This is a genomic window from Pseudomonas kitaguniensis (assembly GCF_009296165.1).
Lineage (GTDB): Bacteria > Pseudomonadota > Gammaproteobacteria > Pseudomonadales > Pseudomonadaceae > Aquipseudomonas > Aquipseudomonas kitaguniensis.
Genome location: NZ_VUAZ01000163.1, coordinates 19,203 through 32,070, shown reverse-complemented (window position 1 = coordinate 32,070; position 12,868 = coordinate 19,203). Strand labels below are relative to the sequence as shown.

7 protein-coding genes and 1 pseudogene are annotated in these 12,868 nt (G+C 61.6%); 1 reads left to right on the top strand and 7 read right to left on the bottom strand.

Annotation, left to right across the window (positions count from 1 at the left end; all coding sequences use genetic code 11):
- Positions 1-209: 209 nt before the first annotated feature.
- The 3 genes and pseudogenes from F0169_RS24490 to mexE all read right to left on the bottom strand — a co-directional run bounded on the left by F0169_RS24490 (position 210) and on the right by mexE (position 6,057).
- Positions 210-1,625, bottom strand: coding sequence for an efflux transporter outer membrane subunit (locus F0169_RS24490; protein ID WP_152747853.1), 1,416 nt, complete (start codon positions 1,623-1,625; stop codon positions 210-212).
- Positions 1,622-4,800 (bottom strand): annotated as a pseudogene (locus tag F0169_RS24485) (efflux RND transporter permease subunit). Before F0169_RS24485 ends, F0169_RS24490 begins: the two are co-directional and overlap by 4 nt.
- 15 nt (positions 4,801-4,815) lie before the next feature.
- Complete coding sequence (gene mexE, locus F0169_RS24480; RefSeq protein WP_058414625.1) at positions 4,816-6,057, bottom strand: multidrug efflux RND transporter periplasmic adaptor subunit MexE; 1,242 nt, start codon at positions 6,055-6,057, stop codon at positions 4,816-4,818.
- Between the two features lie 324 nt (positions 6,058-6,381).
- Between mexE and F0169_RS24475 the strand changes: the two genes are divergently transcribed.
- On the top strand, positions 6,382-8,082 hold the full coding sequence (locus F0169_RS24475; RefSeq protein WP_152747852.1) for a hypothetical protein: 1,701 nt from the start codon (positions 6,382-6,384) through the stop codon (positions 8,080-8,082).
- 77 nt (positions 8,083-8,159) lie between these two features.
- Here F0169_RS24475 and F0169_RS24470 read toward each other — a convergent pair whose 3' ends face one another.
- From F0169_RS24470 to F0169_RS24455, 4 genes are read right to left on the bottom strand one after another with little or no spacing between them, the layout of a single operon-like run.
- The gene (locus F0169_RS24470; RefSeq protein ID WP_172979544.1) at positions 8,160-8,645 is read right to left on the bottom strand and encodes a response regulator; all 486 of its coding nucleotides are present in this window, start codon (positions 8,643-8,645) and stop codon (positions 8,160-8,162) included.
- On the bottom strand, positions 8,642-10,969 hold the full coding sequence (locus F0169_RS24465; RefSeq protein ID WP_152747851.1) for an ATP-binding protein: 2,328 nt from the start codon (positions 10,967-10,969) through the stop codon (positions 8,642-8,644). Before F0169_RS24465 ends, F0169_RS24470 begins: the two co-directional genes overlap by 4 nt.
- Positions 10,966-11,619: a response regulator gene (locus F0169_RS24460; RefSeq protein ID WP_122250262.1), complete on the bottom strand. Its 654-nt coding sequence runs from the start codon at positions 11,617-11,619 to the stop codon at positions 10,966-10,968. The genes F0169_RS24465 and F0169_RS24460 overlap by 4 nt, the downstream gene beginning before the upstream one ends.
- Positions 11,616-12,800 carry a sensor histidine kinase gene (locus F0169_RS24455; RefSeq protein WP_152747850.1) on the bottom strand — a complete coding sequence of 395 codons (1,185 nt, stop codon included), beginning with the start codon at positions 12,798-12,800 and terminating at the stop codon, positions 11,616-11,618. The genes F0169_RS24460 and F0169_RS24455 overlap by 4 nt, the downstream gene beginning before the upstream one ends.
- Between the last annotated feature and the right edge of the window lie 68 nt (positions 12,801-12,868).

Here is a 12,868-nt window from a genome sequence, read left to right as displayed (position 1 = left end):
TTCGGGCCGCCTGCTTTTGATCGTGATCTTGATCTATCAAAAGTGACCCGCCGCAAGGGCGGAATCATAAGCGGCCGTTACCAAAGAAACATATACACAACACATACTCCAACCACCCCAAAAAACTCAAAAAAAAGCCCCGTGACCGATGGACCACGGGGCTAAAAATTGGCTGGATGCGACCAACCAAAGGAGCGCTTTAAATCAAATCACTTGCTGCTGGCCACTACCGTGTTCGGCTGCCAGCCCCCACCGAGGGCCTTGTAGATCGCGACAATACCGCGGTACAAATCCACCTCGGCCTGCGCCTGCGAATCTTCGGCTGCCAAACGCTCACGTTGCGCATCCAGCAGCACCAGGAAGTCCACCGTGCCTTCGCGGTAACGAATTGCGGCAAGGTCAGCCGCGGCGCGACTCGACTCACTCTGGCGTATCAACGAGACCAACCGCTGCTGTCGTTTGCCGTAATCACTGAAGGCATTTTCCGATTCTTCCAATGCCAGCAACACTTGCTGCTCATAGGTCGCCAGCGCGCCTTCCGCCTCGGCATTCGCACCGCGCAAACGCGCGCGCACGCTGCCCAGGTCGAACGCGGCCCAGGTGATGCTCGGGCCGAGCGACCAGGCATTCGCTGCCGCTGACCCAATCTGTGAACCCCGCCCGGCGGTAAAGCCGAGGAAGCCGCTGAGGCTGACCCGTGGGAACAGGTCGGCCTTGGCCACGCCGATACGCGCGGTGGCGGCGGCGAGTTTGCGTTCGGCGCTGAGAATGTCCGGGCGACGTTGCAGCAATTGCCCTGGATCGCCAATCGGCAATGCCTTGGCAATCGCCGGCAGGTCTTTGGGGCTCAGGTCGACGCTCAGTTTGTCGGGGCGCTGGCCGAGGAGGGTGGCGATGCGGTTGCGCTCGCGCACTTGCTCGGCTTGCAGTTGCGGCACGCTGGCTTCAACCGAAGCCAGGCGCGCATCGGCGCGTTCCACGTCGAGCTGATCACCCACGCCGGCATCGCGCAGGCTGACGGTGATGGTGCGCGAGTCCTGTTGGTTCTTCAGGTTGTCGAGGGCGATGCGTTCACGCAGTTGTGCGCCACGCAGTTGGCCGTAGGCATCCACCAGCTCGGCAATCATGCTGACTTGCAACTGGTACAGGTCGGCTTCGGCAACCTGCTGGTCAGCGTCGCTGGCTTCGAGGTTGCGGCGTATGCGGCCGAACAAATCCAGTTCCCAGGCCATGTCGAGGCCCAAATCATAACGCTCGCTGTTGACGCGCTGGGTGGTCTGGCCGGGAATCTGGCCCTTGCCCACTTCACTGCTGGCACGGCTGGTGACGACCGGCATGATGTCATTGGCGGCGTCATCGCGAATCGCGCGGGCCGCTCGCAGACGGGCGAATGCCACGCGCAGGTCGCGGTTACCGTTCAACGACTGCGTTACCAACTGGTCGAGGGTAGGGTCGTCGAACTGCTGCCACCAAATGCCTTCGTACTTGGCATGGTCATAACTTTTGGTGTCGGCGGCGGCCGTGATGTTGGCCGCCTCAAGTTGTTCGGTTTTATAGTCCGGGCCTACGGCACAGGCACTCAACGCCAGTACCAGCAAGCTCGGCAGAAAGACTTTCACGCTCATTGCTGTGTCTCCAGCTTCAAGGCCTTGGCCGCTTTGCGCGCCTCTTGGCGCTCCACATAGCGACGGATCAGTACGTAGAACACTGGCGTCAGCAACAGCCCGAAGAAGGTCACCCCGATCATCCCGGAGAACACCGCCACGCCCATCGCATGGCGCATCTCGGCACCGGCACCGCTGGACAACACCAGGGGCACCACGCCCATGATGAACGCGAACGAGGTCATCAGAATCGGCCGCAGACGCAAGCGGCAGGCTTCCAGTACCGCGGCCAGCGGGTCGAGACCTTCCTGTTGTTTATCCTTGGCGAACTCGACGATCAGAATCGCGTTCTTGCACGCCAGGCCCACCAGTACGATCAGGCCGATCTGGGTGAAGATGTTGTTGTCGCCACCCGAGATAATCACCCCGGTAATTGCCGACAGCAGCGTCATCGGTACGATCAGGATCACCGCCAGCGGCAGGCTCCAGCTTTCGTATTGGGCGGCCAGTACCAGGAACGCCAGCAGTACGCAGAGCGGGAACACGAACAGCGCGGTATTGCCCGAGAGGATTTGCTGATACGTCAGGTCGGTCCACTCATAAGTCATGCCGTTGGGCAGCTCATCTTTCAACAGTTTTTCGATCGCCACCTGCGCCTGGCCGGAGCTGTAGCCCGGTGCGGCGTTGCCGTTGATCTCGGCGGTGATAAAGCCGTTGTAGTGCATCACGCGGTCCGGGCCCGAGGTCTCGCTGACCTTGATGAAGGTCGCCAGCGGGATCATCTCGCCTTTGTTGTTACGCACTTTCAACTGACCGATCTGGTCCTGGTCCTGACGGAACTGTTGCTCAGCCTGCACGTTAACCTGGTAAGTGCGGCCAAAACGGTTGAAGTCGTTGGCGTACAGCGAGCCCAGGTAGATTTGCAGGGTGTCGAAGATGTCGCTGATCGCCACGCCGTGGGTCTTGGCCTTTTCACGGTCAATCGCCGCATCAACCTGAGGCACGTTCACCGTGTAACTGGTGAACAGGCCGAACAGCTCAGGCACGCCACGGCTTTTGGTAATGATGTTCTGGGTTTCTTTGTACAGCTCGTCATAACCCAGGTTGCCACGGTCTTCGATCTGCAGGCGGAACCCGCCAATCGTACCCAGCCCCTGTACCGGCGGCGGTGGGAAGATCGCCATGTAGGCTTCCTGAATTTCGCTGTACTTGCCGTTCAAGGCGCCGGCAATCGCACCTGCCGACATGCTCGCGTCTTTACGCTCATCGAAGGGTTTCAAGGTCACGAACACGATGCCGCTGTTCGGGCTGTTGGTGAAGCCGTTGATCGAAAGGCCCGGGAACGCAATCGCGCTTTCAACGCCCGGCTGTTTCAAGGCGATGTCAGACATCTTCTTGATCACGTTTTCGGTGCGGTCCAGGCTTGCAGCGTCCGGCAATTGCGCAAACGCCACCAGGTATTGCTTGTCCTGGGCCGGTACGAAACCGGTAGGCGTGTGGGCAAAGCCGAAGAACGTCAGCACCATCAGGCCGCCATACACGAACAGCGCAATGCCACTGCCGCGAATCACTCGGCGCACAGTGCCGACATAGCCATGGCTGGCTTTTTCGAAAAAGCGGTTGAACGGACGGAACAACCAGCCGCCGAAAATCTTGTCGAGGAACTTCGAGAAACGATCCTTCGGCGCGTTATGCCCACGCAGCAACACGGCGGCCAGGGCAGGCGACAGCGTCAGCGAGTTGAAGGCCGAAATCACCGTCGAAATCGCAATGGTCAAGGCGAACTGCTTGTAGAACTGCCCGGTCAAGCCGCTGATAAAGGCAGCCGGGATGAACACCGCACACAGCACCAGCGCCGTGGCAATGATCGGCCCGGTCACTTCGCTCATGGCTTTTTCGGTGGCCTGGAACGGTTCCAGGCCCAGCTCGATGTTGCGCTCGACGTTCTCCACCACCACGATGGCGTCGTCCACCACAATACCAATCGCCAACACCAGCCCGAACAGCGACAGCGCGTTCAGCGAGAAGCCGAACAGGTGCATCACCGCAAACGTACCGATCAACGACACCGGCACCGCCACCAACGGAATGATCGACGCGCGCCAGGTTTGCAGGAACAGGATGACTACCAGCACCACCAGAATCAGTGCTTCGAACAGGGTGTGAACCACTGCTTCGATAGAGCCGCGCACAAAGATCGTCGGGTCATAGGCGATGCGGTAATCCATGCCTTCAGGGAAGCTCTTTTTCAGCTCCGCCATCTTGCTGCGCACATCGTTGGAGATGTCGATGGCGTTGGAGCCGGGGCGCTGGAAGATCGGAATCGCCACCGCCGGCTGGTTGTCGATCAACGAGCGCAGGGCGTATTGGCTGGAACCCAACTCGACCCGCGCGATGTCCTTGAGCCGCGTGATTTCGCCGTTCTCGCCGGAACGAATCACAATGTTCTCGAACTCTTCCTCGGTCACCAGGCGGCCCTGGGTATTCACCGACAGCTGGAAGCTGGTATCACTCGGCGCAGGCTGCGCGCCGAGGGCACCGGCCGCGACCTGGCGGTTCTGCTCGCGGATCGCCGTCACCACATCGGTGGCGGTGAGGTTGCGCGAGGCGGTTTTGTTCGGGTCCAGCCAAACGCGCAGGGAGTAATCGCCCATGCCGAATAACTGCACATCGCCCACGCCGCCAAGCGCGCCAACTCATCTTTAATATTCAGGATCGCGTAGTTCGACAGGTACAGCATGTCGTAGCGCTGATCCGGTGAGGTCAAGTGCACCACCATGGTCAGGTCGGGGGAGGCCTTGTCCACGGTGATACCGATGCGCGTGACTTCCTCAGGCAGCTTTGGCTGAGTGCGCGTCACACGGTTTTGCACCTGCACCTGCGCGTTGTCCAGGTCTGTGCCGAGGGCAAAGGTGATGGTCAGTGTCAGTTTGCCGTCGGCGGTCGACTGCGAGGACATGTACAGCATGTTCTCGACGCCGGTAATCGCCTGCTCCAGCGGCGCGGCCACGGTTTCACCGATGACTTTGGGGTTGGCGCCCGGGAAGTTGGCGCGTACCACTACAGTCGGCGGTACCACTTCCGGGTACTCGCTGATCGGCAGTTGGAACAGCGAGATCGCGCCGGCGATCAGGATCAACAGCGAGAGCACCGCTGCGAAGATCGGCCGCGAAATAAAGAACTTGGAAAAATTCATCTTGAGTTGTATCCCTTAACCGCGTGGAGTCGCGCTGCTCGCAAGTTTTGGCGCGGTTTTATCCGGCGCCACTTGCTCCACGTTGCTGGCTTCAAGTGCTTGTCGTTGTTGGGCCAAGGCCGCCAGGGTTTCCTTGCTGGCCATCGGGATGGTTTCCGGGGCGACCGGCGACCCAGGGCGAGCACGCTGCAGGCCCTTGACGATAATCGTGTCGTCTTTATTCAGGCCGCTGCGCACGATGCGCAGCCCTTCGATCTTCGGCCCCAGTTCCACCGCGCGATAAGCCGGCTTGTCGCCGTCCATCACCAGTACGAATTTTTTGCCAAGGTCAGTACCGACCGCTTCGTCATTGATCAGCACGGCGGAGTAGGTGCCGCTGCCGACCAGTTTGAGGCGGGCATACAGGCCCGGCGTGTATTCGCCTTTGCTGTTATCGAACACCGCGCGACCACGGATGGTGCCGGTGGCCGGGTTGACCTGGTTGTCGACGAAATTCATCTGGCCCAGGTGCGGGTTGCCGGTTTCATTCGACAGGCCCAGGTAAACCGGCGTGGTAGCACCACGGCGGCCTTGGCGGGCCAGCTCGGTGTACTTGAGGTACACACGCTCATCGGCGTCAAAGTAGGCGTAAACCTTGTCGGTGGAGACCACGCTGGTCAGCGCCGTGACATCGGCGGTCACCAGGTTGCCGGCGGTGATTTCGGCACGGCTGACGCGGCCGCTGATCGGCGAGGCCACACGGGTGAAACTCAGGTTCAGCTTGGCCAAATCCAACTGCGCCTGAATGCCGGCCACTGCGGCGCGGGCTTCCTGGGCGGCGGTGGTGCGCGAGTCAGCCAGTTCGGCGGAAATCGCGTTGCTCTGGCGCAGGCGGTCGCCGCGTTGCGCTTCGTTATCGCTACGGCTGGCGGCCGCGCGGGTTTGCTGCAACTGCGCTTCAAGGCGACGTACTTCAGCCTGGAATGGTCGCGGGTCGATCTGGAACAACAGGTCGCCCTTCTTGACCAAAGCGCCTTCGGTAAAAGCGACTTGGTCAATCTGGCCAGAGACCCGTGGACGAATCTGCACGGTTTCGGGGGCTTCGAGGCGCCCGGTGAACTCGTCCCACTCGTTGACCGGTTGTTCGAGCACTTTGGCCACGCTGACTTTCGGTGCCGGCATGGCGGCCGCTTGATCCGGGGTCTTGCCGCACGCGCTCATCACCACCACGGCCAATATCGCCAGGGGGAAGCGCAAATGTTTGAGTGAGTGTTCCATGGGTGCATCCGCCAATGTATTTAAGATGGGCGGATCATGCGCGGCGAGGTGCTGTGTCACGAATCGAATGAGGCAAAGGTAACTATCATTCGGAATGATATAAGCGCGAGATTAGCCCTCTAGAATGCGGGTTTCGTTAGGGAGCTATCAATACGCTTGATGGCAAAGGACTGTTGCGGTAAGCGCAAGTATCGGGCTTTTAAACCAGCCGTTGCGAAATTGCCACTTGTGAGCGGCGGTGTGGCCACGGCAAAATTCGTTCGCAAAGCCCTCTCGGCGGCAGGTTCGATCACCGCCGCATTCAATAGACCAAGGAAGTCGTTGATGACCCCGCTGCACGCCACTGACCGTCATGGTATCGCCACACTGGGTTACGACTTGAGCGCATTTCTCGCACAGACCCTGCGCGATTGCTCCGCGCGAATCACTCAGACCCGGGCGCAGATTGCGCAGATCGATGAACTGAAAATACGTGACGCGAGCGAGGAACGCACTGAGGCGCTGAGGCAAACCCGCGAGCACCTTCACACGTGTCAGCAACGCTACGACCAGCACAAGAACGAGGGCCATGGCTTGGGTTGGTTGCTGAGCCCACTCGATACCTATCATGCCAGCGGCGAACTCGATCAGGCCAGGCGCGACCATCAACAGGCGACGCTTGCCTACGATGAGCCTGCGACTCAGGCCGCGCGCGACAGCCAGATCGCCGCCGATAATCAACACGTCGCCGACCAGCACGCGGAAAAAGCCAAACTGAACATCACGTTGGACACACTCACTCAGTTTCATCGCGCACTGAATGAGCTGTCCACGCAAGCGGCCCCCGCATTGGCGGCGGCGCGCGGCGAGGGCTGGCTGGCGGCGGATTTTGGCGACAAGCTCATGCGCATCGACCGGGCGATACGCGAAGCAAAATTCAGCGTGGCCCGCGAGTGCCTGGCTAAATTGGCCTTTCAGCGGCGGCCGGATGCAGCGGTTTACGCACGCCTGCACAACCAGGCTCTGGACATTCGCACGCGAGCCTATTCCAGGCATCACGGCGTGCCGATCACCGGCAGCTTCCCGGCTATCGTAGAAGCCAGTGCCAAGCTGGCAGCGCCCAACTTGAAAGCGGCGTGTTCAGATCAATTGCTTGGCGGTCTGCACAGCGCTGATCAATGGCAGTTGCTGACCACGCTGGCCGCATCGCCTGAGCACTACGCTGTTGATGCACTTTGGTCGATTTACTGGGCGATGTTCCAGTGCCAACAAAAAATGGCGGACTACTTGGCCAGTGCCGTCGCCATGGAAGACCCTCTGAACGGCCGGTTCAGCGGCTATGTCGAAGACGCACTGTCTGGCTTCGCTTTCCAGCATATTCCGCTATTCGGCTACCCGGCGTCGCAGTCCTACATGGGCACTTTGGGTTTGGCCGGCACCCCGGAAGAGTCCCGCTTGGGGGCCGACATCGGGGTGATCATCTGCCTCAACATCGGCGGGTTGGTGTGCCGCAAAGCGGTGCTGCTGCAAGCCAAGCGCGCCAAGGACTGGGCAGCGAACATCGGCAGCGAGAAGGCGCAACTGCCCAAGCTTTCCAAACTGCCGCGAGCAGGTTACTACCTGTTCTATCACGAGTCGCCTGACTTTCGGTTCGACTCACCCGTGCCGACGGTAAGTTCCGCGCAGGCATTGCAGCAACTCATCCTTGATAGCAACAGGCAGCCAGACGCCGCCTCGCTTCATTTGGATGTGCGCACCACGGGTTGCGACTGGGCCAGCTTTATCAGCTTTGGCTTGTGTAATGCCGCCTCAAACGTAGGCGAACCGTTCGACACCGTTGACGACGCAATGCGCATCCTCGGCAGCGGCGAGACAGGCGAGCTTCCGCTGCGGTTGTTCGTGGTGGCGATCGAGGATGAACCCTTCGCCATGGCCCTGCAGTTGCGGGTGCGCGAGCAATACCAGTCTGCAAAAAAACAACTGGAGGTTTCTAAAAAAAAACACAAAAAGGACCTAGACCAAGATAGCCCGGAGTTTTCCATGTGACCGCCTTGGCGAGGATGTAGCTATCGGATCAAGATAGGCTGTCGCTGACATTGTCCTGCTCAGGCAAGCCGTGCCTGCTAGCAACTACGGATAATCGCTGTTTGCGCAGGCGCTGCCCCGCGCCGGTGCAACAGCTCGATCTGGTCGGCCGGCACCAGCGTGCGCAGGGTTTTGTAGAGCACGCGGGTTTCCAGCAGGTTCCACACGCGCAGCATGGTTTCCAGCGCGTCCAGCGGTTTGCTGATGAAGTCCCGCGCGCCGAGTGCCAGCGCGCGCAGGCGCGTGTCGCGGGTGGCGTCGGCGGTCAGCACCAGAATCGGCAGGTACTCGCCGTTGGGGATGCGCCGGTTGAGTTGCTCCAGCACCGCAAAGCCGTCGAGTTCCGGCATGTGCAGGTCGAGAATCACCAAGTCCGGCTCGAAGCTGTTGAACAGTTCCAGGGTGCGCAACGGCTCGGTGCTGCTCAATACGTTGGTCAGGCCCTCGCGTGCCAGAAGTTGCTCCACCAGGTCGAGGTTCGGGCGTTGGTCGTCGATGATCAGAATGCGCAGGTCGAGGTTCACACAGGCTCCGGAAAATACTGGTCGAGGTGGGCGAGAAACGCGGGCACGTTAATCGGCTTGTTCAACACGGCGGTCGCGCCCGCGTTGTGCAACGCCTCACGGGTGATGTCGCTGGCGTCGGCGGTGATCATCAGCACCGGTGTGGCGTGGGTGATCGTCAACCTGCGCAAGCGTTGCAGCACGGTCAAGCCGTCGATGTCGGGCAGTGACACGTCGAGCAGAATCAGTTGTGGCGCATGCTGTGCGGCCAGGTCCAGGCCGAGTTGGCCTTGCATGCTCGACAGCAGTTTTATCCCTGGCCGGCGCTGCAGCAAGGTTTCGATCAGCGCCAGGCTGGAGAGGTTGTCTTCGATATACAGCACCTTGCCGTGAATCGCGGGCGCCGCCACGGCCGGCGTTGTCGACGGCATCTCTACCATGGCAGCCGCCAGCCCATGCGGTGCCTGCACGTGCACGAACGGCAGTTCGAGGCTGAAACGTGAGCCGACGCCGCGTTGGCTGTGCACGCTGAGCTGGCCGTGCATTTTTTCCAGCAAGCTTTTACTCAGCGCCAGGCCGAGGCCGCTGCCTTCTACATTCGGGTCGGCGCCGAGGCGTTCGAATGGCTTGAACAGTTGCCCGAGCTTGTCGGCGGCGATGCCCTTGCCGGTGTCGCACACGGCCACCTGGATGCGCTGCTCCGCCAGTGTGACTTCTATGCTGACCTGACCTTGAGGCCGGTTGTATTTGATCGCGTTCGACAGCAGGTTAAGCAGCACTTGGGTCAGGCGTTGCCGGTCGGCAACGATGCCGAGGTGCGCCGCCAGGGGGGGCAGCGGCTGCAATTGAATACCCGCGTCGGCGGCCATCGGTGAGACCAGCGCCAGGGCCTCTTGCAGCGTGCCCGCCAGCGGCATCGGTTGAATGTTCAGCGGCAGGCGTCCGGCCTCGATCTTGGCAATGTCGAGGACTTCATTGATCAACGTCAGCAGGTGCTGGCCGGCGCGCAGGATGTGACCGACGTGGGCTTTTTGCCCCGCTGCCGAGTCCATCTCCAGCAGTTGCGCAAAGCCCAGGATCGAGTTGAGCGGGGTGCGCAGCTCGTGGCTCATGCGTGACAAAAACTCGCTTTTCGCGCGGCTGGCGCGTTCGGCTTCCTCGCGCGCGGTGCCCAGTGCGATCTCCGCTGCGCGCCGGTCGGTGATGTCGCGGGTGATCTTCGAGAACCCGCGCAAGGCGCCCGTCGCGTCGAATTGCGCGGTGATCACCACGCTGGCCCAGAACCGCGTGCCATCCTGGCGGCAGCGCCAGCCTTCTTCCATGTAATGCCCGTTGCGGGTGGCTTCGTCCAGCGCCATCGCCGGGTGTTGCGGGCTTTCATCCGGCAGGTAGAACACCGAAAAATGCTGACCGATGATTTCTTGTTCGGTGTAGCCCTTGATCCGTTCAGCGCCGGCATTCCAACTGGTGACGTGGCCGCCGGTATCCAGCGCAAAAATGCCGTAGTCCTTGACCCCGTCGATGATCAGCCGCAAACGTTCTTCATTCTCGCGCAACGCACGCTCGCGCTCGGCCAACAGCACACCGGCTTCCACCAGGCGTGTGCCCAACTGGCCAATTTCGTCGTTTTCCGGCGGATGCGGCTGCAACGGTTGACCGAGGGCCAGGCGTTGCGCGTTGCCTTGCACCTGTTGCACCCGCGCGACGATGCCCTTGGACAAAAACAGCACCGCGACAATCGCTCCAAACAGGCCGCAGATGGCCGCCAGCCACGTCGACAATAACAGCCGCTGGCGAGTTTCGGACGCCGCCGAGGTGCGCTCGGCGAGCAACGAATCCTCAAGGGTGAGCATGGTGCCGATGTGCTGGCGCAAGGCATCGAGGATGTATTTGTTGCTGACCAGAATCTGCGTAAGCGTCTCAGCGGGTGTGGTCGGGTCGCTGAGCATGTCTTCCAGCCCATCGATTTTGTTGTTGATCAGTGGCGTGATCAACGCGAGCTGTTCGCGCACGCGCGAATCGCGAACATCGCGGTCGAGTCGGCGCAAGGCCGATTCAATCTGCGGCTTGGCGTTAAGGTAGCCCGGCAGGAAGTCCTCGCGGCGCGTCAGCAGGTAGCCGCGCACGCTGGCGGCCGCCTCGGCGAGCAGGGTGTGCACGGCGCGAATATCGCCTTGCACGCGCAGCACGCGTCGCACGTCCTCTTCCGCACGCGCGGTTTGGCGTTCGGTGATGTAGATCAGCACCAGCGACAACAACAGCACCACCAGCGGCAGTGAAATCACCACCAGCGCCTTGCCGCGCAAGGGCAGGTCGGCCCAGCGTTTCGCGTAAAACACCTTCATGCTTGCGTCACCAGGCCCAACGCGATGCCACGCACGGCGGCCTGGGTGCGGTCGGCTGCACCGAGTTTACCAATCACCCGTTCTACATGGGCTTTAGCGGTGCCGGTGGTGATGCCCAGTTGTTCGCCTATTTCGCGGTTGCTTTTGCCGTTCGCCACCAGCCCAAGCACCTGGCGTTCGCGTGGGGTGAGATGTTCAGTCGGTGTAGCGCCCGCCGCGCTGCGCTCGGTCATACGCCGCAGCAGCCGCGCGCTGACCGCCGTGTTCAGCGCTTCTTCACCGGCAGCGACGCGTTGCAGCGCACCGATCACTTCATCGCGGCTGGCGTCTTTGAGCAAGTAGCCGACCGCACCGGCATTCATCGCCGCTTCCAGGTGATCGACGCTGTCGTCCATGGTGAATATCACGACCTTGATCGCCGGCAAGCGTTGTTGCAGCAGGCGCGCGGCGCCGAGGCCATTGAGCACCGGCATACGAATGTCGAGGATGACGATGTCGGGCAACAATTGCTCGCAAAGGTCGACCGCTTGCTGACCATCGCGCGCCTGGCCGACCACTTCAAACTGCGGATGACCGGCCAGCAACGCGACGAAACCGGTGCGCGTGACTTCATGATCATCCGCCAGTACCAAGCGTAATACGCCGCTCATTGCGCTGTTCCATTCAGAAGGGCAGGCACGCGTGCGTGCAGGTGGGCGCCGCGACCGAGCGCGCTGATGCAACTGAGCCGCCCACCGAGCAGGCTGGCGCGCTCGTGCATGGTGGCCAGGCCGAGGTGCTGGGCGTCTTCAGTGCCGGGGTGCTGGTCGCGGGCAAAGCCTTGGCCGTTGTCGATGACGCGCAGCGAGGCCTCGTCATCGTGCAGTTGCAGGGCCAGTTGCACGTGGCTGGCCTGCGCGTGCTTGAGGACATTGTTGATCGCTTCCTGGCCGATTCTGAACAAGGCGATTTCCACCTGGCTGGGCAAACGCCCCTCGTAGGCGAGGGTCCATTGCACGCCGACGCCAGCGTCACGCAGGCGGTCGGCTTCTTTGTCGAGTGCTTTGAATAAACCGAAGTCATCCAGCACGGTCGGGCGCAAGCCGGCGATCAGTTGCCGGCCTTCACCGACGGAGTGCTGGGCGAGGCTCAGAATCGCCTGCAAATCTGCGTCGAGGGTGCCCGGCAGTGTCGGGCAACGGCCGGCAAACCCTTGCAGGCGTTGATGCAACCCGGCGAGGGTTTGCGCCAGGCCGTCGTGAAGGTCGTAGGCCACGCGTTTACGCTCGTCTTCCTGCGCACGAAGCAAGCGGTTGACCAGGTCGGAGAGCGTCCTGTCGCGCGTTTGCAGGGTGCCGAGCAAGCGATTGTTTTCCAAGTGAGCGGCCAGCAGCGTGGCGAGCAATTGCAACGATTCACTGTCTTCATGCTCTGGCGCGCGCAAGCTCACGCTGTTGCCCAGCACCAGTACGCCAAAGGCCGCGCCGTCGCCGCCGCGCAACGGCACTTGCAACACGCTGGGCAGGGCGCTTCCCGGCAGCTCCAGCCAGCACGGTGCGCGCAGGCTGCGGTCGGCGATGGCGCCGAGGCTGCTCAGCCGCTCCTGGCTGCCATGGTGCGCGGTCGCTGTGGCGCTATCTTCGGCGTCCCACTCCTGAATCAGCCCGTGGTCCATCGCGAGGAACGCGCACGCCCGCGCCAGCACGCATTCGCGCATGGCGTCTGGGGCCAATTGCGCGAGCGCCTGCCCGGTGTCGACCAACAGCCGTAAACGCGCGGTGCGGCTTTCGGATTGTCGATAGTGCGCGCGGATAGCCAGGGCACTACCGGGGTCGTGTGGCGTGTTTTGCATGCGTAGGCTCCGGTGCAGGCACAGGCTCGCGGGCGCGAGGCAGGCTATTAAACCTCGCCGGGCGGGTT

Coding starts and splice junctions, on each gene's coding strand:
- mexE (WP_058414625.1), bottom strand. CDS start 6,057: ATGGAACACTCACTCAAACATTTGCGCTTCCCCCTGGCGATATTGGCC.
- F0169_RS24475 (WP_152747852.1), top strand. CDS start 6,382: ATGACCCCGCTGCACGCCACTGACCGTCATGGTATCGCCACACTGGGT.
- F0169_RS24455 (WP_152747850.1), bottom strand. CDS start 12,800: ATGCAAAACACGCCACACGACCCCGGTAGTGCCCTGGCTATCCGCGCG.
- F0169_RS24460 (WP_122250262.1), bottom strand. CDS start 11,619: ATGAGCGGCGTATTACGCTTGGTACTGGCGGATGATCATGAAGTCACG.
- F0169_RS24465 (WP_152747851.1), bottom strand. CDS start 10,969: ATGAAGGTGTTTTACGCGAAACGCTGGGCCGACCTGCCCTTGCGCGGC.
- F0169_RS24490 (WP_152747853.1), bottom strand. CDS start 1,625: ATGAGCGTGAAAGTCTTTCTGCCGAGCTTGCTGGTACTGGCGTTGAGT.